This window comes from Mesorhizobium album, assembly GCF_033977205.1.
In the GTDB taxonomy this organism is placed as follows: domain Bacteria; phylum Pseudomonadota; class Alphaproteobacteria; order Rhizobiales; family Rhizobiaceae; genus Mesorhizobium; species Mesorhizobium album.
The window spans coordinates 1-21,646 of record NZ_JAVIIW010000046.1; the positions used below are offsets into that span (position 1 = coordinate 1).

The following is a 21,646-nucleotide window of genomic DNA, read 5'->3' on the forward strand; positions in this document are numbered from 1 at the left end:
AGATGATGTCGTTCGGCGGCGGCACGATGTGGCGCGGCGGATTGATGAACACCGGTATCGGCACGAACACCGGCGTCGGCAGGATGAATACGTCAACCGGCGGCGGCGGCGGTTCAAGCACGACGAAATCCGGCGGCGGCGGCGGCAGGAAGGTCACATCGATCGGCGGCGGCGGCTCGAAATCGAAATCGGGATCGTCGAAATGGAGCACCGGCCGATCGACATAGATGATCTCCTCCGGCGGCGGCGGCGGCAAATCATAGTCATAGACGGTGAATTCCTCGGGCGGCTCCAGCTCGGCATCGAAATGCTCGAGCCGGCGACGCGCGTCCCTGGCGTGCGGGCCGTGCGGATAACGCCGCAAATAGGACCAATAGGCCTCCGGCGTGTCCCGCAGCCATGTCTCGCCCCAGGTGATCGCCTCGCGCCGCGCTGCGATGATGGCGCGCACACGCTTGGCCATCGCATCGTGCGGATAGGCGTCGAGGAAATCCTCGTAACCGCGCATGGTGTCGCGGTCGAGGGCGGCAACATAGGCGTCATGCGCGCTGAAGTCGCGAATCGGCCTGGTGCGCATCGCGCGGGTCTCCGCGGCCGAGACCTTAGGTGCGGGGGCATTCGAAGCACGGTTGAAGAAGACAAAGGGCGCACTGATCTTCGAGGCGTCCCAGGGCACTTCGGCACCCTTGGTCACCTCGTTGACACGCAGCCGTGTGCGGTCGAACACGTCCTGCAGCGACAGGCCGCCTTCGCGTATCATCTCGGCGAGCGCCTGAGCATAGGCGCCATAAGGGCCCTTGCCCTCCGGCGCGACAGTTCCGGGCGCGGCGTTGAAGGCAATCAGCATGTTCGGATCCGGATCGACCAACGCAAGGCCGCCGGCTAGCTGCCGGTTTGAATGTGGGAAGGGATTGGGCCGCGCCGCGTCGAGCACGACGATATTGACCTTCGTCGGCAGCCCGGACAGCGACTTGGTGACATCGGAGAGCCGCATCGCCTGGAGCGGGATGTCGTTTGGATTGGCGATCCGGGCATCGACCGGCAAGAAGTAGTTCTCACCTTCGTACTGCACGCCGTGGCCGGCGAGATAGACGAAAACAACGGCGTGGCGACCGGCGGTGGAAACCTTGCCGAGGAAATCGCGGAAGGCGCCGCGCAGTGATTCCTGATCAACGTCGCGAGCGCCGACCACATCGAACCCAGCGGCCTGCAAGGTCTGTGCGATCAGGCCGGCATCATTTGCAGCTGTCACGAGCTTGCCGGTGTGGTAGGCGCCGTTGCCTATGACGAAGGCCAGACGCTTTTCACCTTTCGCTGGGGCCCCCGTCGCGGAGCTGACCGCGAAGAAGATGAGAACGACCACCAGGCCGAGGAATTTCAGAAGCGTCCGCAACGCAATCCGTTATCCGCTATCCCTCAGCTTGGTAACGCTGGAGAAGCCGGAATGTTTCCGAAGCCGTCCAAAATCAAGACCCTCAAAAGCAGGCTTTGGGGCGTGATTTCGTTTCAAGGAAGATCGCTGACCAACACTATGTGATGCTGCTGACGGATGCCCGCGGCGTCACGGTCGACGACATCGGCGACCCCACTCAAGAAGGACGAGCTTCAAGCGAGGCCGCGCCTGACTTGGCTCAGCATTTGCACTGTGATCAGTTAGAATCCCTCACGCGTAAGATTCGCGAGGTCCATGTCTGACATGCCTTCGATTCCGAGAGCAGGAAGAATGTCATTATCTGCCCTGAGATCGCGACCGTAGGCCGCCGACAATATTGAAACTCCTGAATCATGGAGTGTCGCCGGATTCCCGGTGATCTTTCCCAACAGTACGGTCGGCAGCAGCCCGAACGGAACATCCTCGAGAATATAGCGGCTTTCGATGGTTGCCGGACCAAAGCCACCGCGGCCCTGGCGGTCCATCTCAAGGTTCATCTCCGAAACGGTTCCCATCGGAACATGGAACGACAATGAAAAATGCTCTTTGACGGTGCGAACGGCCACACCAAAATGGGCAGCGATGGCCAACCGTTCGACATCCAGAGCCTCGATAAGGCGGCCAACGGCAGGGGTGACGTTTCCCCCCTGGCTCCATCGCTCGGCCTTTTCCATGCGTGTCAGATTAAGAAGCGCAATTCCTAGATGATTTTGCGGATTGAGGTTGCTGAGCGCGATCGCAAGCATCCCGTCGCGCTTGACGAAACGGTCGCCGAACAGGGTCGTGCAAAGTTCGTGTCCTTGATCCTGGTAACTGAAAGGCACCGTTGCAACGTCAAGCTTCTGACGAATGGTGGTGACATGGACTTCGGTTGGTCCCTGCTGGCGGCCGGTCAATAGCGTCGTGCCCCAAACGACGATCGGCAACGAGACCTTTCGTTCAGCCAACCGCTTGGAGAGATAAAGCGCCGCGAACGAACAATGCGAACTGATGATGACTGGGATTCCATCAGTCAGATGGGGGGCGGCGGCATCCATCACCATCTTGTGGCCGTAAGCCGGGAGCGCAATCACGACCACATCCGCGTTGGCGACGGCGTCTTTGCAGTTCTTGGCAACGCGCACCGGTACCCCCGCCTCGATATCCCCCGTCGCTTGCAATAATTCGCCAGTAGCCAAAGCCCTGGTGCGCTGTCCCGACGGTGACCAAAGCGTCGGCGAATGTCCCGATCCTGCCAAATACGCGGCAAGACCATAAGCTATTGCTCCGGCGCCCAAAATACTCACGCGCATTAATATTCCTCCTGTTGCAGGCTTTATGGTTCGCCATTGCTGTCGGCCAGCTTCAATTTTTCATTAGGTTCTTCCGCAAGTTGGAGCCGCATCTGTCCTCATCGGCCGCTTCCGATCGGGATTCCGGCTCTAAGCCGGCAAATGCACGAAGTCGCAACGAACATTCGTTTCCACTTGACATATATCAAAAACGAATGAGACGATGTCAATCATTCGGATTGCGCATGTAGGGAGAACATGGAAACCCGAGACCTTCAGACCTTCCTTGCGGTTGCTGCAAGCGGCAGCATCACCAAGGCGGCTGACATGCTCGGGCGTTCCCAACCTGCTGTGACACGCACCATTCAGGATCTCGAGGCCGAGCTTGGCTTCGAATTGCTGCATCGGATCGGTCGACGAGTGCAGTTGTCTGAAGAAGGAGTCGCCTTCGAGGAAGAAGCGCGGCGCCTGCTGATGTCCTTCACCGAACTCGCGGCGCGGGCCAAGATGATCGCCGCCGGCAGGGGCCGTATCCTGCAGATTGTAACCACGTCTGCGATCGGCACCGGCTTGATTCCAACGGCCCTGGCTGAGCTCAAAGGTGCCGAACTTCCGCACGAGACGCATCTCGGGCAGTTTCTTCCCTCGATCGTCGCGCAGGAGGTGCGCAGCGGACGTGCCGAGATCGGATTTTCAAGCCTGCCGCTCGATACGCCCGGTCTGGATGTCCTGCGGCTCTATTCGGCGCCCGATGTTGCGGCCGTGCGGGAGGACGATCCGCTGGCCGAACTCGATGTCGTACCGCTTTCGGCTTTTGCCGGTCGCCGCGTCGCCACGCTGCTCAATCCGCTACGTTTTCAACTGCATGTCGCCAAGGCGCTGGCGGCCCGGGGTATCGACACCGGACCAGTGATCCGGACCAACACCGCCTATGGCGCGTTACAGATCGTGCGCCGGACCGGTGTCGCAGCAGTCATCGATCCTCTCACTGCCTACGGCGTGGCCTTACCTGGTGTCGCCATCCGCCCGCTCGATGTAACCGTTCTCTTTTATTGGGGCGTTGTGGCCGCAGCAAACCGCCCCCTTCGTCCAGTCGCGCAGGCGTTGATCGATGCGGTCGAAGCGGTGGCTGAGCGGTCGATCGCCGGTTTCAGGAAACTCGATCCAGCCTTGGCCGGCCAATTGGTGACCGATCCTGCGTCGGGCACAAATCACGGAACTGGAATATGAAACATACTCCCACCCCAGCGGGCCTGGCTGCGCTGGAAGCACAGCTTGCGCAGGATCTCGAGTTTCTCGAGCTGCCCGCCAAGCCCTGGGTCCCCAAGCGAATGCATGACGGCGTGCCGGTCCGTGACGTCGTTGTTATTGGTGCCGGCATGTGCGGACTTGCTGCCACGGCCAAGCTTGTCCTGACCGGGATCACCAATGTCGTCGCCTATGATGCCGCTCCGGCTGGATTCGAAGGACCATGGGTGACGTTTGCCCGCATGCAAACGCTTCGGTCGCCGAAGACCCTCAACGGTCCGTCGCTCGGCCTGCCGCAGTTGACCTTCCGCGCCTGGTTCACCGCGCAATGGGGTATTGAAGCCTGGCGGTCGCTGGACAAGATCCCCAGGGGCCAATGGATGGATTACCTGGTCTGGTACCGCAAGGTTCTTGCCCTGCCGGTGCGAAACAGCGTGTGCATGACCGGCGTCGCGCCCGTCGATGATCTGATTGCGATCGATGTCGAGGGCGCGGAAACGGGCCGGGTTCTCACCCGCCGACTGGTTCTGGCCACTGGCCGGTCCGGTCTCGGCGGTTTTGCCGTGCCCGATTTCCTCAAGGGCATCGATCGTGCCCATTGGGCCCATTCTGCCGATGACATCGATTTCGATGCGCTGAAAGGCAAGCGTGTGGCGGTGATCGGCGCCGGCGCCTCTTCCATGGACAATGCCGCAACGGCGCTCGAGGCAGGCGCCGGCTCTGTCGACATGTTGATCCGGCGCAAGGAAATGCCACGCATCAACAAGCTGACCGGCATCGGCAGCCAGGGTGTCGTACACGGCATCTACCATCTGCCCGATGCCTGGAAATGGAAATTCTTCGACTACACCGCCGCCACCCAGACGCCGCCGCCGCGTTCATCGACGCTTCGCGTGTCTCGCCACCCGAATGCCCGGTTCTTTCTCGACTGCGGCATAGTCGCGGTAAAGGAAGATGCCGGAGGCCTCCTGGTCGAAACCACGCAAGGGCCGATGCGCTACGATTTCATGATCGCGGCAACCGGCTTTTCAAACGACTTCAGCGACCGCCCGGAATTTGCAGCACTCGCCCCACATATCCGCACCTGGTCGGATGGTCGATACACGCCCGACATGGGTCCGCCGCGCACAGGCATGTTGGAGGCACCGGATCTCGGCCCTGCCTTCGAGTTTCGCGAACGCGTTCCCGGCTCCTGCCCGATGCTGGCGCATATCCACTGCTTCAACGATGCCGCCATGCTGACCCACGGCAAGGTGTCCGGCGATATTCCGGCCGTCAGTGCCGGGGCCGACCGTCTGGTCCGCGGCATTGCCGCGTCGCTGTTTGCCGAAGATGTCGAAACCCATTTCGCCAATCTGATCGCTTACGACACCCCGGAACTTCTGGGCGACGAATGGGTCGATTCAACACCCTTGCTGCATAAGGAGGCCGCGCTGTGATCGACGCAATGGACAAGGCCGCCGGTCTTTCGCCGGACGATGCCCTTTTCGCGGCACGGCGGTTTCGGCCCGAGTTCGTGCAGGGGGCGGAGGAATGTCGCCTCTCCGTCCTGCAGCCGGCCAACGATCAGGGGCTGGCGCCGAATTTGCGGGCTGCTCTGGCCCGTCGAATGGCCGCTCTGAATGCCGATCCGGTCCTGATGGCCGAATATGATGTGCAGCTGGCTCAGCTTGGACCGACGGAGCAGCTTCTGGCCTTGGCCCGGGGGGAAGCGGATCTGGAGGAACCGTTGGCGACCATCGCCAAGCATGTCGACCTGATCACGCTGACCCCGAAAAAAGCAGAGGGGAGCCACATCGTGCTGCTGGCGCAGGCCGGATTGAACAATCCTCAGATCGTTGCGCTCTCCGAACTGATTGCCTTCGTCAATTTTCAGACCCGCGTGGCGACCGGTTTGCGATTGATGAGGTCGGCATGATTTCCTCGGTTCGTCTGAAGCCGCTCAATTGGCATCCCTACATCGCACCGGTCGAGCTGTCCGAGGCCACGCCGGAACAGCTCGAAGCGATGAAGGTCACGCCGTCGGCCAAGAAAGTTTCGGAGTATGTACGCACCCTCGTACATGACCCCGAAAGCTATCTTGCCCGCACGATCCTGTTCAACGCCATCATGTATGTCGAAGGCGGGCTTGCCCGTCCCGATCGCGAGCTTGGTGCGCTGGGTGCGTCGATCGTCAACGGCTGCAAATTCTGTGCCGTTGTTCACGCTCGCCGGCATGCGGAGCTGACCAAGAGTGATGACGTGGTCACCGCGCTGTATCTCGACAAGCCCGAAAAGCTTGGGCCACGCGATGCGGCAATCTACAGCTTTGCCCGCCGTCTGTCGGCGGCGCCGTCGGAAGCGACGGCAGACGACATCGCCTCGCTGCGATCCGTCGGCATGAATGATGGCGAGATCATCGACCTTATCCACGCCATATCGATCTTCGGCTGGGCAAACCGGCTGATGCACGTGCTGGGCCATGCGGAGAGCGGGTGATGACGTCGCATATGCTCAAGCCAGTCCGTCCCACACTCTGAAGGGCCAACCAGAAATGCTTGAACTCAAAGATATAAAGCTGTCTTACGGAAGCACGCAGGTCCTGAACGGCGTCAATCTCTCGGTCAAGCGAGGTGACGTGGTGTCGATCATCGGCCCGAGCGGGACCGGCAAGACCACGCTGCTGAAATGCATCAACTACCTGGCCAAGCCTTCGTCAGGAACCATCGCATTCGACCAGATTCGGATGAACTACCAACGTGTCGACAAGACCGCTGTCCAAGCGATCCGGCTCCGAACAGCGATGGTCTTTCAGCAGTTCAATGTCTTCAAGAATATGACAGTCCTCCAGAACGTGATGGATCCGCTTGTTGTCGTGCAGCGCAAGTCCACGGACGAGGCGCGTGAAATCGCCCGGCGAGAGCTTGACCGGGTCGGCCTCTCGGCGAAGCGAGACAGCTATCCTTCCCAGTTGTCGGGCGGCCAGCTCCAGCGCACCGGCATCGCGCGTGCGCTGGCGGTTCGTCCTGACGTGATGCTCTTTGATGAGCCTACTTCATCGCTGGATCCTGAACTCGTCGGTGAAGTCCTGAAGGTGATCAAGGATGTCACGTCGTCAGGGATCACTTCGCTGCTTGTGACCCACGAGATGCAATTCGCAAAGAGCATCTCGAACCGGATCGTCTTCATGGATCGTGGCGTGGTTGCCGTCGACGGCAGTCCGGCTGAGATCTTCGATGCGCCTTCCAGCCCACGACTTGCTCAATTCCTGCAGTCAGAACTTGCTTTTCAATAGCTCAACAAGAAGGGAACCTAAGAAATGTCTGCAATCACATCCAGTCTTTCCCGTCGCGCTGCCCTGGCCGTCGCCGGCGGCATCGCAATCGCCTTTGCAACCGGGGGGATCAGCCATGGTCAGACCGTTCGGACCATCAAGATCGCCACGTCGGCGGAATCCAAGCCGCTGGCGTGGGGCGCGATCGGCGTCGAACCGCAAGGCTATGAGCCCGATCTCCTGAGGGCGATCAACGCAAAGCTGCCGCAATACAAGTTCGAGATGGAAGGTGTCTCGGATATCGCGCAGGAAACCGGCCTCGCCACAGGCAAGTACGACATCGCGGTCGGTGGTTACTACAAGTCGCCCGAGCGCGCCAAGCAGTTCCTCATTCCGGAAAACCCCATGGGCGCCAGCCTGATGAAGATCTACAGCAAAAAAGACAGCGGCATTAAGGAAATGAAAGACCTGGTCGGCAAGAGGATCGTTCCGACCACGGCCGGCGGCGGAACCTATAAGTTTATTATGAATTGGCAAAAGGAAAATCCCCAGTACAAGCTCGATGTCACGGCGTCGAGCGCGGGTATTCCGTACCCGAACCGACTGGACGAAGTGCAGAATGGCAAGTTCGACGCGCTCGTCCTGCCTTCGAATTTGGGCGAGCAGACGGTCATCGAGGAAAAGAGACTCGATATCGTGGCGTCCGAGCCAGTCTTTAGGAACAATACCTACATGCTGATCCACAGATCGGACGAGAACAAGGTTCTGGCCGACGATGTGAACAAGGTTCTCAAGGAATTGAAAGACGACGGCACGATCGAAAAGCTCTCGCAAAAGTGGTTCGGCGAGGGCGTCGTCCAGTACATGAAATAAGACGACCGTCTACGACCATATTTGTTAGTCAGCGGCAAGGCTGAATTGCAAGAAGGAGTGTTTCAAAGTGGATGTTTCTGCTATGATTCCCGAGTTGCTCTCGGCGTTGCCGCTGACGCTCGCCATCACGTTTACCGCTATGCTAGTCGGCTTTTGCATGGCTCTCGCCGCGACAACACTCCGCGTTCGCCGGATACCGGTGGTCAGCCACCTGACCGACCTCTACGTGTCGTATGCCCGAAGCGTTCCCGTCGTCCTCCAGCTATTCGTCGCTTTTTACGGGCTTCCCTTGTTGGTGGCCCTGTTCGGCGCGGAAGACTTTTTCTCGCCGACGATCGCTGCAATGGTGGGATTGAGCTTTTACCATGGGGGGTATCTGTCGGAAGTCATGCGGCCCGCATACCTGGCCGTCGATCGCGGCCAGCATGATGCGGCCGACAGTCTAGGATATACCTTCCGCCAGAAGATCACTCGCGTCGTGGGTCCTCAGGCGGTGCACTTCGCGTTGCCGGGCTATGGAAACTCCATCATCTACCTTATCCATAACGTTGCGCTGGTCATGTATATCGGGGCGGCGGACGTGATGGCGACCGCGCACTTGATCATGGAGCGAGACTATAACCAGTACCAGTTCGAAACCTACCTCGTGCTGGCGGTCATCTATTCGCTGATGTGCCTCGTCGCGTGGCTCATCGTCCGCTTCTTCGAGCTTCGCTCGCCGATGCAAGCACCTGAGGCGGCGACAACGGCTCAGATCAAGAACGCGCTCATCGCGAGCGCCTGAGGCAAAGGGCATTCGACCATGTTTGATAGCGATATCTTGATCCAAGACTCGCAGGAAATTCTGGGCGCCGTACCGGTAACGCTTGGCATGGCCTTCACGATTTTTGTCTTGTCGACGATAGTCGGCAGCCTTTTTGCATTCGTCGAATATAGACGGGTCCCGGTGCTGCGAGAGCTTATCATGGCCTACAAGGTCGTCTTCAAAGGCGTTCCGATGGTCATCGTGATTTTCCTCGCCTATTTCGGTCTGCCCCCAGCATTCCAGTTCCTGCTCTCGTTGCTCGGGATCAACTTCAACGGCCACGAAACGCCCAACTGGGTAATCCTTGTCATTGCAGTGACCGGCTGTGTCGCGGCGTTCCAAGCAGAGATCATCAAGGGAGCCCTGAACGCCTTCGATACCGGTCAGTCAGACGCCGCCCATTCGCTGGGCTATACAAGCGGCCAACTGTTCCGACGGATCCTGTTTCCCCAGGTGGCCCTCACGGCAATTCCCGACCTCACGACCTCCATGATGGTCATAATGAAGGCGCTTTCCCTCGGGTTCGCCATCGAGGTCGTCGATATCTTCGCCCAGTCCCAGTTGACCGCGGCGCTGAATTACTACTACCTCGAAGCCTTCGTGATTGCTGTCGTGATCTACATGGTGATTGCCTATATCGTCACGCAGATTGCCGATAGGCTGGAACGGGCGCTGAGAGTGCGGACCTGACCTATTGCCGCTCGCCAAGAGCAGAGTTTGCTACTGCGGAGCGGCAGACGATTGAGGCCCCCTGAGATCGCGACGCCGACGTGGGTCGGCGTTTGTAGCTCAAAACCCTTGACCGGAACTTGCTCGGCGCACGCCCGTTTTTCTACTCGATGGACTGGCTTCAACTCGGACTGCTCTGCGGCGCGGGCTTTCTGGCCTGGACCCTCAATACGCTGTCGGCCGGCGGCGGGCTACTGCTGATCCCGGCGGTCACGTTCCTGACCGGCGGCCGCGATATCGATGCGGCGCGCCCGCGGTGGTCGATGTCGCCGAGCTACCCCCTCCCGTTGTGACGGCGGCGTGCCTGATGACGCGCCGCAGCGATTATCTCGAGGTCGGCGGCATGGACGAAGTGCGCTTCCCAATCAATTTCCATGACGTCGATTACTGCCTCAAGCTGCGCGCGCTTGGACGGCGGATCGTGTTCACGCCGCACGCGAAGCTCGTCCATGACGAGCCCGCTCGCAGTGAAATACAGGCACCGCTTTTCGAGCGCGAGGTGCAAAACCTGCGCACGAAGTGGGGCAGCGTCCTGGCCGCGGATCCCTATTACAGTCCCATGCTATCGCTCGATCCACGGCCGTTTTCAGCTCTTGGCTGGCCTCCTCGCGCGATGGGGCCAAGGGAAAGCCTGTTTGGGATAGAGTCGCCTGGCCTAACCGCCTCGCTTGCTATCGCCGAATGCGTTGTTGAGCATCTGACCCGTAGCGCAGGCGCACAGGCCCAAAAGCCTTAAGTCGTTCGCAGCTGGCTACGCTGGACCTATGGGGTGTCGCCGGGTTCGCGATTAAGTATCCGTGATCTTCAGCCTGTCTCCGTTCGAATGCTCCATCGCGCTCAATCTCCTGCCGCAGGAACCGACATCTGCCCGATCCCGACCGAGCGCCCAATCCGACAGGAGCGGATGCTATGCGCTTCATCGCGAAGCAGGAACAGGGCATCGAGCCCCAGTCGTTGGGCAAGTTCCCCGCCCTTGTCCGGGCCGAGCACCATGAGCGCAGTCGCCCAGGCGTCGGCCTCGGCGCAGGTCGGCGCGATGACAGTGACCGAGGCTGGCGATTTGATGAGCGGCGCGCCGCGGGTCGGGTCCATGGTGTGGGAGAGATGTCGACCCTGCACCTCGACCCAGTGGCGGTAGTCGCCGGATGTAGCCACGGCGCAATCCTGCAGGGACAGGATCGAATGCGGCGCGCGGCGTTCCGGGTCCGGTTGCTCTACGGCAACCGTCCATGTCTCGCCGTCAGGCCTCACGCCCATGGCTCGCATCTCGCCGTCGATGCCTACGAGCGCGTCGCGGATGCCAAAGCCGCCGAGAACCTCGGCAAGACGGTCCACGCCGTAGCCCTTGGCGACGCCGTTGAGGTCAAGCGCTATTGGCACGCGCTTGCAAATCCTGGTTCCGTCGATCTCCAGCGCGTCGTGGGCAGGCACGCGCCTGGCCTGCATCGCGCAACGGATGCGGTCTGGACTGGCTTCAGCCGGGCCAAAACCCCACGCGCTCACCGCGTCCCCCATGCCAATGTCGAAGGCGCCGCCGGAAGCCCGGCCGACTTTCAGCCCCAGCCTGATCACGTCGAGGAGGCGTCCTGGAACCGTCACCCACGCTCCTGCCGGAGCCCGGTTGAGGCACATCAGGTCGCTGCCAAGTTTCCATGTCGACATCTGCGTGTCGACCTCATCGACCGCGGCCTGCAGGGCCGCACGGACATTTCCGGCGTCGAAGCCGGAAGGTGCGTGGAAAAGCGCTGACCAGCGTGTGCCCATCGTCGGCCCGTTGAGGGCGTGGCGCGCAAGGTCAGTAGACATCTTCGACATAGCGTCCCTGGGCCTTCAAGACCGCGGGCGACAGCCCAAGCGGTTCAAGCATCCGTGCCATCGCCTCGGCCACCCCGGCCGCCATCTGCCGGCCGCCGCAGACCATGATCCGCGCGCCCTCCCGTACGGCGCGGACCACTTCGAGTCGCTCGGCTGTCAGCGCGTCCTGAACATATCGCGGCCGCGCTCCGCGCGAGACCGCCGTGGACAGGCTGGAGAGCCTGCCCGCGGCGACCCAGGCTTCGAGTTCCTCGCGGTAGAGGAAGTCGCTTTCTGGGTGTCGCATGCCGAAGAGCAGGTGGATCGGCCGCTGCGAGGTGTTGGCTCGGATGAAGCCGGCAAGCGGCCCTATTCCAGTGCCTGCACCGATCAGGACAAGGGGAGCGCTGTCACGTGTGACGTGGAACGTCGGATTGCGGCGGATGAAGCCAGCGTCCGTTCCGCCCGGTTCGAGCGCCATGAGTTCGCCCGAGCAGATGCCTCCGGGATGCTTGCGCACCACAATCTCCACGAACCCGTCCCGGCTGCCTGAGGCGAGTGAATAGAAGCGTGGCACGGGCGATCCCTCCGGCACGATGCCGAGCAGGTCTCCAGGCTCGAAACAGGCGAACCCGCGTCCCGTCAGGCGTTCCCAGGCCGACAGGCGTGGAAGGGCAAAGCGCAGGATCGCGGTCGGGGCCTGGACTTCGTGGCCGTAGTCGCGACGCGAAACGAGCGTCAGCGCCTTGGTATCAGGGCGAACGGGCTGGTGGTTCAGTTCCAGGTCGATGCCTAGCGTTTCGCCGAGCGCACGGCCCCAGCGAGCGAACTCCTGCGGCGACTGGCGGTCCACCGTTTCGAAAGGCAGCAGAAGCGGCCAGCCCCGACCTTCAGCAGCAGTGGAAACCGCCCTGGCGTAGGCGCAAAATGCTGGAAAGCTGCGGTCGCCGAAGCCAAGCACCGCCAGCTTCGCTGCGGGCGCTGCGGAAAGCGCGGCCACCCGATCCAGGAATCCGTCCAGCACCTCCGAAAAGGTGCTCACGATCGTCTGAAATCGCTGCTCACGATCACCCGAAATCGTTGCTCATGATCCCGTGAAATCCGTGCTCACGATGCGGTGAAATCCGTGCTCACGATCGTCTGAAATACGCACCTGGCTTTGGGCGCGCGAATGCTGGCGCTGGCTGAGCTAGCGCGCGACCGTTAACAATAACACACTCGTTCATTGAGGGATCAGGGAGGCTTGGCTTATGCAGATGACCCTTTTCGATGCGCCCTCGCGGACAGGGTGCTTGCGGACGGTCAGTGGCCAATAGGCGAGCTTGCCGCGAAAAAGGCGGCCACTGCCGTCCCGTTGTGGCGTGGGGCCTTCAGGTGCTCGGGGCGATCATTCCGGATCCCGATCAAGTTACGGTGGAACAAGAGACGCCCAGCCCTTAGGTCCGATCCTGCGGCTTCACATGCGAGCGGCACTGCTCGCCGGGGTAGCTATCGTCGAGCGCTCTTGCCGGCGGGTCTGCGTTCTGAGCCTCGACGAAGACGTACGCTGACTTTCGGACAACCCGGTTAGTTCATCAAAAGCACGAGGGCAGGATGCAGCTTCTTCAGATTCGGCAATGATTTCGATTGCCAGGGTATATCGGGCGTCCCACGCACGATGAGTCGAACATCGGGATGCTTGCGCACCTCGATCGTAAACTTGGCCAGCAGGTTGATGCCGGAGGAGTTGAGAAAGTGAAGGTCCTTCAAATTGAGCGTGATGGAAGCCGGATTTGAGGCAAGAACACCGGTCGCCAAGGACATGATCGGCGCACCGGCCTCGGAACTGGCAAGCCGCATTGCGCCGTCGAAAAATATATCGTTTCCCTCAGTCCACACGCGGTAGTCGTCTGTTTTGATTTCCATAATCTGGCTTCGTTTCTAGTTGTGAGTCTGCGAGATAGGAATGGAGGCATATGTCTCCAGGAAAATCCGATCGTATTCGTCGGCGGAGCTGAATATCCAGGCCAAGCGTGCGTCATAGTCGCTCATCAACGTCAGCAATCCGAGCCCGGAGCCCCCCAAATCAGGGTTCGCGGCATTCGCCTCAATCCGCTGTATCAGCAGGTCCTTGGGATCGCCAACCGTGATGTCCGCCAAGAGGCTTTGGAACTCGGATGCGTTTTCACCATCGACGTCATTCGACACCTTGAGCTTGAAGCACTCCGAATCCATCGACGCCTCGATCACGATCTCGCCCGGTGCGCGAAACTTGACGGCGTTTTCGATGAGTTCGTTGGCCAGATATCCGATGCTATGCCGCACTTCCATGTAGTCGTTGCGGGACGACTGAAAGCGCAACGCGAAAAGATCGGCGATGAAGTCCGAGGTCGTAGCGCAATGACGCCAACTCAAGTCGAGAGGTCCGTCGAACAGCCGCACGCGACTGACACTCTCCTTCATCCCGATTGCAATGTCAGGGGTCCCGAACAGCGCTGTCATCTCTATGTGTGCCTTATGATCACGAGGGTGATGTCGTCGTGGATCTTCTGGATTCCGATATGGGCCATCAGATCCTCGATGATCCCGGTCTTGATGTCCTCGGCGCTCCTGCCATGACGCTTTTGCACGCTCTTGCAGAGGCGATCGAACCCGAACAGTCTTCTGTCTTCGTCCTCCGCTTCGGTCACACCGTCGGTGTGCAACACGATCACGTCGCCGCTCCCGAACACGATGTCACGCGTGTCGATGAACTGCGAGATGTCATTCTCCAGACCAACCGGCAGACCCAGATCAAGCGTGTCGATACGTTCGACATTCCCATCCGCGCGCACGACGAGAACGTCCTCATGCTGGCCGGATAGCGTTACCCTCCCATCCGCAAAGTCAAGAAAGGCCAGCGAGAGATGCTTGTCGGTGTTCGTCCGCTCGATGTTCTTGTAGATCGCTCTGTTCAGCCGAACCAGAAACTGGTGCGGATCCCCTTCGTTGGCCTCCTGCAGCGCGCGTGCAACGGATTGGACCATCAGCATCAGCACGCCGCTCTCGAGACCATGACCGGTCACGTCGCCGATGCCGATCTTGACCCGTGATCCGTTCTGCAGGACGTCGTAGTAGTCGCCGCCGACCTCGTCGGCCGGCCGCATGTAAGCCGCGATCTCCAGTCCCGGAATCGCTTCGAGCTCGAATGGTTTCGGCAGGACCATCATTTGGATGTGCCTGGCAACCGCGAGCTCGGCGCCAAGGCGAACGTTCTCGTCCCGCAGCTTTTCGTTGAGCGCGGAAATCTCCTGATTTGCGTCCCCTAGCTCCCTGGTCCGTTCGTCAACGAGTTGCTCGAGGTTTTCCGTGTGAAAGCTTATCTGCTCAGCCATGCGGTTGAAGGCGGTTCCTGCAGCTCCGACCTCGTCGCGTGTTGGAATGCTCACGCGGACCGAATAGTCTTTGGACTCGAGCTTCTGGGCGGCGCCGGCAAGCGCCCTAAGGCCTGCGGTAATCCGCTTCGAAATTCCGAGCACGGCCGCAAAGACGATCAGGAGAGAAATGAGGATTGCCGCGATTTGAAAGAGCAGGATACGGTTGGTAGCGCGGGAAATACTCTGCTGCGCGGCGAACAGGGACGCATAGATCTCCCGTTCGGGAACGACGATTCCGACCGACATCGTTTCGGACTTGATAGGCCCCGAACTCCACAGATTGGTCGGCTTCAACCTCTTGAGCACGACAATGTAGGGAACGCGCTCGCCCTTGTTGTCGAGCATGATGTGCTGAATGACGCCATCATTGTTCTGGTCGAGAGGCAGCGACGCGATGGCCGGCTGCGTACTTCCCCGCAGGGACCTCTCCAGACCAGTGACGCCCTTCGTGCCCGCATCGCTCGATTTAGTCAGGCCGATGATCGCCTCGCCCGACGAATTGATCGCCACCACGTTGCCGGTCGACATGGTGAGGAAGCCGAAGCCGGTTTCGGCGATCTTCACGCGCTCGACCACTTCCGCGAGCTGATCGAGCGTGATGTCTGCACCCGCTATACCGGCGATACCGGTGCGATCGCGCGTCCACAGCGGGTGGAAAAAGCTGACGATCAGCTTTCCGGTGATTGCATCGGTGTAAGGCGCCGTCTGCGTAATGTCGTCAGGGACCGGACGTGAGGCCGGATCCCTGGCCCATTGCTGCCATGACCCATAGATCCCCGGAAAGAAAAACTCCCAGAACTCCGCCTTGTTGTGGCCCGGATAGAGTCGGTCGAAGGTCTGCGCTTGGTCCGTATAGGGTACCGTCCTGAAGATCGGCCGTTCCTTTGGACCAATATAGTACATCTGCAGTTTTGGCGATCCGCTGGCCATGAGGGTCGGCGCGACGAGATCGATGACGGTACTGTCTTCTATTTCCCGCTGAACGCTGGGCAGCGGAGTGTGGTCGGCGCCCAGCAGGTAGCCCCAGACGCTTATCACAGAAGGCCCGCCCGGCAGGTTCTGCGCCCAATCACCCTGCGCGTCATAGACGACCTTCACCGAGCCGGGTGCTTGATGCGAAAGGGTTGCTCCGACCTGTTGCTGCCTGCTCGGATCGTTGATCTGGGCCTGCAGCACGCCAGCCAGCGCCTTGACGTCCCCGTGGACCCGATCGAGCAGCAGGTCGACGCTTGACGCCGTCGACTCGGCATAAGACCGAATGTATTCCTGATTCGCGGTCGTCAGGCCCTCGCCGACTTCCGATGTGGCGTCGCGCGACAGCTTTTGAACGTTCCAAAGCGCCAGGCCACCGCTCAGCAGGAGGTCGAACAAGACGGCGCCGCCGACCACCAATACGAATTTCGCTCGAAAGGAGCGCAGGCCGAAACGCGGCGTAGGCTCGCTGTCGGCTTTCATTGCGGTCGTCGTCCCGATGCGACCCAGATCGGCCAACCCGCATAACCCTTGGGATGGAGCGCTGCGAAAATGTGGTCCTGGAAGCCCTGCCGGAACCGCGTGACGAACTCCGGTCCATCGCCGCGTCTGGACGCCATCTCGCCCGCATAGACATTCGCCCAGGCTTCAATGACATCGGCGAAGTCCTGCGGGTCGCCGTCCAAGTTAGTGACCATGAAGGTCTCGACACGGATGTCTTCGAATCCGGCCTCGATCAGGTATCGCCGACTCTTCGGCCCAAGCTCGACGTCCATCTCGAAGTGCCCGAACAGCTTCGCTACCTCGTTGTAAGTCCATCCAATGCTTTCGGCGCGCGGCTCGCCGAGGCAATGCGAATTCTTCTCGTTCGTGATGTAGACCCGACCGCCAGGCTTACATATGCGGTAGAGTTCCTTGAGGATGAGTTCAGGTCGATTGAAGATTTGTAGGGAATGGCGGCAGGTGACCAGGTCGAATTGCGCTTCGTCGAGCAGCATTTCCGACGCGTCGCCATAGGTATATTCGATGCCCCGGATATCGAACTCTCGCATCACTCGCCGAGCATAGTTCAGGCTTGATATCGAGTGGTCGAGGGCAACGATCCGCGACGGCTGGAACTCCTTCTGCACTAGCACGGCGAAGTCACCGATCCCGCAACAGATATCGGCCATGACGATCCCGGGCCTCATGCCATGTCGCGGCAGGATTGCGCGCTCGTGGCGCCATGTTAGCTTTGTCTGTGTGCGCAGGATCGGGATGAACCCACCTTCTTCGAGAAAGCCCTGCCCCGGATAGAATTGGCTGTCATACTCTTTGACCGTGATATTCGGTTCGATTCCGCTCAAGCGACCGAATTTTCGCGAGGTCCATCCGACGACGCTCGACGTGATGACGACAAATTTGAGATCGGGTCGAGCGCGGCAAGCGTCGATGATGATCCTCGAAAAGGCATGAAACGCGGCGTTGTTCATCTGCGCCAGGCGTCTGACGTTGACATAGAGAACGCCACGCACACGGCCGATCGCATCGCGTAGCAATGCCAAACTGGGCCCAAGCTCATCGATCGCCTGAGGCCGAACCACCCCGGATATGGAAAACTCCTGGTTGTTCGCGTCGTATTGCGCCTTGAAGCGTGGGAGAAGGCTGTAAGGGCTCAATGTTGCGGGCCCTCAAGCGGAAGATCCACGACAAGCTTGATCGCATCGCCACCGGCGTCCTCGACCCTGAGCGTCGCGTTGTAGTCGACAGCCAGTTCCAGGAGTACAACCTCCCGGCTCGGCGCCAGATCCCCGGATACCGAACTTACGTATCGCTCCCTGGCCTCGGGTCCTGCGAGTTGCGACACTGCCTCCTGGTAGAATTGTCGTTCCTCGGGCACGCAGGGAAATGTCAGCTCGATCCTATCGGTCGCGCCATGGCGAGACACCCTGCATGCCATTTCGCCCTCGGCGTGGCGTGTGCGAAACGCCACTTCCAGCAATTCGTTGAAGGCGGAGGAAAAGAGATTTGAATACCGGACCGAGTCTGACCTGTTTTGACTGATCATCCGGGCCATGTATGTCGAGACATGGTCGCAATGTCTCCAGTTGGAGACAAAATTTTTGATTTCCATGTCGATCTGGATCATCGGCTCAAAAGTCGGCTCGCCAACCAGGTCGTGATGAACAGTTCCCATCGGCATCCTCCCTTATTCCATCCGTTTTTGAGCCCAGGTGGGGCGATGGCCTGCGAGGCAGAGATTTGGTCGCCTCGTAATGAGTCAGCCCCGGACTGACACAAAGATTGCGTGGTATTTGCCTCGATCGTTTCTACGGTCTCCCTTTTACAAAGGGTGCACAGCGCTAAAGCGCCCGATTTGATCCCTCCATCGCTCGCACCACCTTCGGCAGGGATCGCCTGATGAAATCCCTGGTTGCTTCGGCTCCGAGCGGCAATCCCAGGAAATTACCTTGCAGGCAATCGCAGCGCTCCTTGATCAGCCACCGCGCCTGTGCCGACGTCTCGACCCCCTCGGCGGTGACGCTGATCCCCAGGCCATGCGCCAGATTTATGATCGATCGAACGATCGCCTGACCTTTGAGATCGGTTTCCAGGTCCGCGATGAAGTATTTATCTATCTTCAGTGTGTCGAACGGAAAGTTCTTTAGGTAGCTCAGAGATGAATAATATGTTCCAAAATCGTCAAGAGAAATTCGTATTCCCAGGACGTTCAGAGTATTCAATGTATCGATATTATCGATCGTCTTCTCAAGAAGAACCGTCTCGGTTATCTCAAGTTCAAGCCTGTCGGCCCGGATTCCAACTTCGTCGATGATCTGAGCGACCGTGTCCGTCAGCGCCCCACTCAGGAACTGAGCCGGCGACAGATTGACCGCGACTGTCAGCGAGGAAGGCCACGTCAATGCCTGGCGACAGGCTTGCTCGAGCACCCATCGTCCGATCTCGTCCATCAGACCGTCGGCTTCGGCGATCGGTATGAACACGCTGGGCGGAATGACGCCGACCTCGGGGTGCCGCCACCGCAACAGCGCTTCGAAGCCGATCACTGACGATGGCGGCCGAATGAGCGGCTGATACTCCAGATAAAGCTCGCCCCGCTCCAGCGCGGTCCGAAGGTTGCGCCTCAAATTCTCGCGTTGCTCGAGCAGGAGCAGCATCGAACGGTTGAACGTTCGAGCGCAACCGCGTCCATCGGTCTTGGCTGCGTAAAGAGCAATGTCGGCGGCTTTCATCAACTGCTCGCCATCGGTCCCGTGCTCGGGCCCGAAGGCAATTCCGATGCTCGAGCCGACAAAGACGGGAATGCCGTTGATGACGAACGGCTGCGTGAATGCGTCGACGAGCGATCCGGCCAGGCGTTCGGCTTCTGCGGGCTGCTCCTTTCCCAGTTGGATGACGGCGAACTCATCGCCGGCATAACGATACGCGGATTCGCCTTCCTGCAACGCGTCGCGGATTCGACCTGCCGCGAGTTGCAGAAGGCTGTCGCCCGCTCCATGGCCGAGTGTGTCGTTGACCGCTTTGAAATCGTCGAGGTCGATCTGCAGCAGGGCGGTTTTCGGCTTTGGTCCGCCAATGGCCGCCAGCGCCTGCTGCAGATGCTCGCCGAATCGGCGCCGATTCTCCAGGCCGGTCAGCACGTCGTGCGTTGCCTGATGGAGCAGAATCATATGCTCCTGCTCCTCCGCTGCGCTGCGCCCGCTGTGCTCCCTCGATTCGATGATCCCCACACCATTTGCGGCGCTGAAGACGAAAAGGGAGAACCGGGGCGGCTCGCCCGATGATCCCGGTAAGTCAATGCTTGCCGGAGAGCCGCCCTGGTACACGCGAAGAAATTCGTCGCGATAGCGCGCGAGAAGGAAGGCCGGGTAGATCTCCCAAATGGCGGCGCCAGGCGCCACCACACCTCCATACAAGCCTTTTAGCGTGGTTGCGTAATGTGTAAGGCGGAAGTCGCGGTCATAGAATGACACCAGGTCGGCGGTATTCGACAAGAGGTCGGCGAGAAGCGCTTCGGCGACACCTGGAGTGTTAGAGGAAGCCTCCTCACTCGCCGTGCCGGTGCCGGATGCCTTTGGGTGCAAAGTGCCACCTCCATAGGCGGTGCCAATATGCCTCCCCCAGTTTAGAAATAGCATAACCGCCAAGCTTGGCAAACTTTCAACTTGCATGCTTAACAAGCGCTTTGTGCGGCGTAGTCGCGATGCATGTTCCACCGTGATCGGCGGCCGTTTATCAACACGATGAATATTCATTAAACTTTACTAAATTAGTAAATGCCGCGAGCGTCGGCCGTGATGCGAACTATTACGGCGCACGAAGCGGAGCGGCGTTCGCTGCGCGCGGGACTACCAGCCTAGCAATTCGAGATCGGCTCTCTCAAATATCTTGCCTTCACGCCGCTGGATTTGGAACGCTGGAGGAGAACACCGATCATTGACAATAGGGATAGCAACGGGTCGATCATCGTCCGCCCGGCAGTGGCCGTAGGCAATGTTGATAACGCGGATGGTGGAAATCTTGAGGCGGATACCTACCCATCCTCGCTCAGCTGCAAAGGGAGCACGCGAGCTTGAAGGTCCGGATGTATGACAGCCTGAGCAAAGACGGACCCGGCCAATCCTCGCCAGCGTTGCCGCTCTGTTGGCGTGTTGATAGATTCTTGCGTGAGCATGGCTGGGTGACAACCAGTGAAGCGGCTTGCAACGATATTGCTGCCTGCCGTGCGACCCTTGGAGGTTTCTCGTCCAGCATCACTGGTTCTTATGGTCGCGCCGCCGCCTTTGAGCGCGCCTGGAGAGTGGACCGTCAGCGAGAGCTGCAAATGAGCGGGCGCGGCAACATTGGTGCAGTTGGCGTTCGAGCCCAGGGAACATCGAAGATAGCGACTGGGCTCAGGCGCTTAGCCTTCCCCATTCCTGAGCATAGCTGGACGCTGCTCGCTCGAGCGCTTCCTCTGAGAGGATGCCCTTGGTGTGGGCAAAGCTCTCGAATGCTTCACGCGCATCTTCAGCCGTCCGGTGGCCGTTAAGGGCTTTCCTACAGACTTCGAGGGCACCATCACGGTCGAGATCGGGGATGCCATTCCATTCGAGCAGAAGATGGTAGGCGTCCAAAACAGTAGCAACTTCGTGAGGAAAGCCAAGGCCTACGAACACTGAGACGGGCTCGTTGAACTTATGATTGGTCATAGGTTTCCAACTCCTTCAATGGGCCGCATATGCAGCCCCGGAAATGGGCAAGACCAAGATTGGCTTCGTCACAAATGAAGAATGGGCGTTACGAAAGCGCTGGGAAGGAAGGCAGCATAGAAGTGCCCGCCAAAGAACAGGAGGGCTCAGGCGTGCGACCTCCAAGCAAGATCGATTTCCTGCATAAACGCGGGATTAAGAGGCCGGAGCTTCGCCTCTCGCCTTACCGCTGGTAGAGCTTGGTGGATACGCCGCAGGTGAAGGCGTGAGACCGGGTGTTCGTGCACGCATCACCTGCCGCACGCGCGATCGATTCCTCAAGATTCAACGGCGACCTACTCAACGCCGCCTACGCGTCGGACCTGTCCGCGCTGATCGAGGCGGGACGGCCTGCGCTCTGGCTACATGGACACACGCACGACAGTTGCGACTACCAGGTCGGCAATACTCGCGTCGTGTGCAATCCGAGGGGCTATGAGGATGAGAACGCTGCGTTCGATCCGGCATTGGTTGTTTGGGTGGGCGGCTGAATCGAGCTCCACGTTGCTCATTCAACGATCCGGTCCGTGCACCACAAGCGGAGTTGGCTGTGCCGGGGAAACTGCCGACCTTGGACGGCAAGCGGACTGTCCGTTTTCGGGATGGCTGGGCTAGAAAGCCGACCTTTGCATCCAGCGCTGTG

21 protein-coding genes and 1 pseudogene are annotated in these 21,646 nt (G+C 59.9%); 11 read left to right on the forward strand and 11 right to left on the reverse strand.

Features of this window, described 5'->3' with window-relative positions; translation table 11 throughout:
- Together RFN28_RS27945 and RFN28_RS27950 are read right to left on the reverse strand one after the other, a co-directional pair.
- Nucleotides 1-1,393 (reverse strand): caspase family protein (locus tag RFN28_RS27945; protein WP_430679054.1); only part of this gene is annotated, 1,393 nt, incomplete at its 3' end.
- A 260-nt stretch (nucleotides 1,394-1,653) separates the two neighbouring features.
- Complete coding sequence (locus tag RFN28_RS27950) at nucleotides 1,654-2,724, reverse strand: NAD/NADP octopine/nopaline dehydrogenase family protein (protein WP_320290362.1); 1,071 nt, start codon at nucleotides 2,722-2,724, stop codon at nucleotides 1,654-1,656.
- A 237-nt stretch (nucleotides 2,725-2,961) separates the two neighbouring features.
- On the opposite strand from RFN28_RS27950, the gene RFN28_RS27955 reads away from it, so the two are divergent.
- From RFN28_RS27955 to RFN28_RS28000, 10 genes are all read left to right on the forward strand, one after another.
- The gene (locus RFN28_RS27955) at nucleotides 2,962-3,933 is read left to right on the forward strand and encodes a LysR family transcriptional regulator (protein WP_320290363.1); all 972 of its coding nucleotides are present in this window, start codon (nucleotides 2,962-2,964) and stop codon (nucleotides 3,931-3,933) included.
- Nucleotides 3,930-5,390 carry an NAD(P)-binding domain-containing protein gene (locus RFN28_RS27960; RefSeq protein WP_320290364.1) on the forward strand — a complete coding sequence of 487 codons (1,461 nt, stop codon included), beginning with the start codon at nucleotides 3,930-3,932 and terminating at the stop codon, nucleotides 5,388-5,390. Before RFN28_RS27955 ends, RFN28_RS27960 begins: the two co-directional genes overlap by 4 nt.
- Nucleotides 5,387-5,869, forward strand: coding sequence for a hypothetical protein (locus tag RFN28_RS27965; protein ID WP_320290365.1), 483 nt, complete (start codon nucleotides 5,387-5,389; stop codon nucleotides 5,867-5,869). Before RFN28_RS27960 ends, RFN28_RS27965 begins: the two co-directional genes overlap by 4 nt.
- On the forward strand, nucleotides 5,866-6,429 hold the full coding sequence (locus RFN28_RS27970; RefSeq protein ID WP_320290366.1) for a peroxidase-related enzyme: 564 nt from the start codon (nucleotides 5,866-5,868) through the stop codon (nucleotides 6,427-6,429). The genes RFN28_RS27965 and RFN28_RS27970 overlap by 4 nt, the downstream gene beginning before the upstream one ends.
- Nucleotides 6,430-6,484: 55 nt before the next feature.
- A complete protein-coding gene (locus RFN28_RS27975) occupies nucleotides 6,485-7,225 on the forward strand; it encodes an amino acid ABC transporter ATP-binding protein (RefSeq protein WP_320290367.1) in 741 nt (246 codons plus the stop codon).
- 24 nt (nucleotides 7,226-7,249) lie between these two features.
- The gene (locus RFN28_RS27980) at nucleotides 7,250-8,077 is read left to right on the forward strand and encodes a transporter substrate-binding domain-containing protein (RefSeq protein ID WP_320290368.1); all 828 of its coding nucleotides are present in this window, start codon (nucleotides 7,250-7,252) and stop codon (nucleotides 8,075-8,077) included.
- A 67-nt stretch (nucleotides 8,078-8,144) separates the two neighbouring features.
- On the forward strand, nucleotides 8,145-8,861 hold the full coding sequence (locus RFN28_RS27985; RefSeq protein WP_320290369.1) for an amino acid ABC transporter permease: 717 nt from the start codon (nucleotides 8,145-8,147) through the stop codon (nucleotides 8,859-8,861).
- Nucleotides 8,862-8,879: 18 nt separating this feature from the next.
- The gene (locus tag RFN28_RS27990; RefSeq protein ID WP_320290370.1) at nucleotides 8,880-9,572 is read left to right on the forward strand and encodes an amino acid ABC transporter permease; all 693 of its coding nucleotides are present in this window, start codon (nucleotides 8,880-8,882) and stop codon (nucleotides 9,570-9,572) included.
- Nucleotides 9,573-9,691: 119 nt separating this feature from the next.
- Nucleotides 9,692-9,904 (forward strand): hypothetical protein, encoded by a 213-nt coding sequence (locus RFN28_RS27995; protein ID WP_320290371.1) that lies wholly within the window; start codon nucleotides 9,692-9,694, stop codon nucleotides 9,902-9,904.
- Between the two features lie 14 nt (nucleotides 9,905-9,918).
- The gene (locus RFN28_RS28000; protein WP_320290372.1) at nucleotides 9,919-10,347 is read left to right on the forward strand and encodes a glycosyltransferase family 2 protein; all 429 of its coding nucleotides are present in this window, start codon (nucleotides 9,919-9,921) and stop codon (nucleotides 10,345-10,347) included.
- Between the two features lie 101 nt (nucleotides 10,348-10,448).
- On the opposite strand, the gene RFN28_RS28005 is transcribed toward RFN28_RS28000, so the two are convergent.
- The 9 genes and pseudogenes from RFN28_RS28005 to RFN28_RS28045 form a co-directional block, all read right to left on the reverse strand.
- Nucleotides 10,449-11,426 carry an FAD:protein FMN transferase gene (locus RFN28_RS28005; RefSeq protein WP_320290373.1) on the reverse strand — a complete coding sequence of 326 codons (978 nt, stop codon included), beginning with the start codon at nucleotides 11,424-11,426 and terminating at the stop codon, nucleotides 10,449-10,451.
- Nucleotides 11,407-12,420: pseudogene (locus RFN28_RS28010) on the reverse strand (PepSY domain-containing protein); the annotation flags it as partial. The gene RFN28_RS28005 and the pseudogene RFN28_RS28010, both read right to left, overlap by 20 nt.
- 551 nt (nucleotides 12,421-12,971) lie before the next feature.
- Complete coding sequence (locus tag RFN28_RS28015) at nucleotides 12,972-13,310, reverse strand: slr1659 superfamily regulator (protein WP_320290374.1); 339 nt, start codon at nucleotides 13,308-13,310, stop codon at nucleotides 12,972-12,974.
- Nucleotides 13,311-13,325: 15 nt separating this feature from the next.
- Nucleotides 13,326-13,886, reverse strand: a complete 561-nt coding sequence (locus RFN28_RS28020; protein ID WP_320290375.1) for a slr1658 superfamily regulator — start codon at nucleotides 13,884-13,886, stop codon at nucleotides 13,326-13,328.
- 2 nt (nucleotides 13,887-13,888) lie between these two features.
- Nucleotides 13,889-16,255 carry a SpoIIE family protein phosphatase gene (locus RFN28_RS28025; RefSeq protein ID WP_320290376.1) on the reverse strand — a complete coding sequence of 789 codons (2,367 nt, stop codon included), beginning with the start codon at nucleotides 16,253-16,255 and terminating at the stop codon, nucleotides 13,889-13,891.
- Entirely contained in the window at nucleotides 16,252-17,430 is a 1,179-nt protein-coding gene (locus RFN28_RS28030; protein ID WP_320290377.1) for a methyltransferase domain-containing protein, read from the reverse strand. The genes RFN28_RS28025 and RFN28_RS28030 overlap by 4 nt, the downstream gene beginning before the upstream one ends.
- Nucleotides 17,427-17,948, reverse strand: a complete 522-nt coding sequence (locus tag RFN28_RS28035) for a ubiquinone biosynthesis methyltransferase UbiE (RefSeq protein WP_320290378.1) — start codon at nucleotides 17,946-17,948, stop codon at nucleotides 17,427-17,429. The genes RFN28_RS28030 and RFN28_RS28035 overlap by 4 nt, the downstream gene beginning before the upstream one ends.
- Before the next feature lie 166 nt (nucleotides 17,949-18,114).
- The gene (locus RFN28_RS28040; RefSeq protein ID WP_320290411.1) at nucleotides 18,115-19,767 is read right to left on the reverse strand and encodes a putative bifunctional diguanylate cyclase/phosphodiesterase; all 1,653 of its coding nucleotides are present in this window, start codon (nucleotides 19,765-19,767) and stop codon (nucleotides 18,115-18,117) included.
- 900 nt (nucleotides 19,768-20,667) lie between these two features.
- The gene (locus RFN28_RS28045) at nucleotides 20,668-20,964 is read right to left on the reverse strand and encodes a DUF982 domain-containing protein (protein ID WP_320290379.1); all 297 of its coding nucleotides are present in this window, start codon (nucleotides 20,962-20,964) and stop codon (nucleotides 20,668-20,670) included.
- A gap of 275 nt (nucleotides 20,965-21,239) precedes the next feature.
- On the opposite strand from RFN28_RS28045, the gene RFN28_RS28050 reads away from it, so the two are divergent.
- Nucleotides 21,240-21,494, forward strand: a complete 255-nt coding sequence (locus RFN28_RS28050; RefSeq protein ID WP_320290380.1) for a metallophosphoesterase family protein — start codon at nucleotides 21,240-21,242, stop codon at nucleotides 21,492-21,494.
- Nucleotides 21,495-21,646: the final 152 nt, after the last annotated feature.

Excerpts from the sequence above, each read along its gene's own strand:
- RFN28_RS27950 (WP_320290362.1), bottom strand. The coding sequence starts at position 2,724 with ATGCGCGTGAGTATTTTGGGCGCCGGAGCAATAGCTTATGGTCTTGCC.
- RFN28_RS27955 (WP_320290363.1), top strand. The coding sequence starts at position 2,962 with ATGGAAACCCGAGACCTTCAGACCTTCCTTGCGGTTGCTGCAAGCGGC.
- RFN28_RS27960 (WP_320290364.1), top strand. The coding sequence starts at position 3,930 with ATGAAACATACTCCCACCCCAGCGGGCCTGGCTGCGCTGGAAGCACAG.
- RFN28_RS27970 (WP_320290366.1), top strand. The coding sequence starts at position 5,866 with ATGATTTCCTCGGTTCGTCTGAAGCCGCTCAATTGGCATCCCTACATC.
- RFN28_RS27975 (WP_320290367.1), top strand. The coding sequence starts at position 6,485 with ATGCTTGAACTCAAAGATATAAAGCTGTCTTACGGAAGCACGCAGGTC.
- RFN28_RS27980 (WP_320290368.1), top strand. The coding sequence starts at position 7,250 with ATGTCTGCAATCACATCCAGTCTTTCCCGTCGCGCTGCCCTGGCCGTC.
- RFN28_RS27990 (WP_320290370.1), top strand. The coding sequence starts at position 8,880 with ATGTTTGATAGCGATATCTTGATCCAAGACTCGCAGGAAATTCTGGGC.
- RFN28_RS28000 (WP_320290372.1), top strand. The coding sequence starts at position 9,919 with ATGACGCGCCGCAGCGATTATCTCGAGGTCGGCGGCATGGACGAAGTG.
- RFN28_RS28005 (WP_320290373.1), bottom strand. The coding sequence starts at position 11,426 with ATGTCGAAGATGTCTACTGACCTTGCGCGCCACGCCCTCAACGGGCCG.
- RFN28_RS28015 (WP_320290374.1), bottom strand. The coding sequence starts at position 13,310 with ATGGAAATCAAAACAGACGACTACCGCGTGTGGACTGAGGGAAACGAT.
- RFN28_RS28020 (WP_320290375.1), bottom strand. The coding sequence starts at position 13,886 with ATGACAGCGCTGTTCGGGACCCCTGACATTGCAATCGGGATGAAGGAG.
- RFN28_RS28025 (WP_320290376.1), bottom strand. The coding sequence starts at position 16,255 with ATGAAAGCCGACAGCGAGCCTACGCCGCGTTTCGGCCTGCGCTCCTTT.
- RFN28_RS28035 (WP_320290378.1), bottom strand. The coding sequence starts at position 17,948 with ATGGGAACTGTTCATCACGACCTGGTTGGCGAGCCGACTTTTGAGCCG.
- RFN28_RS28045 (WP_320290379.1), bottom strand. The coding sequence starts at position 20,964 with ATGACCAATCATAAGTTCAACGAGCCCGTCTCAGTGTTCGTAGGCCTT.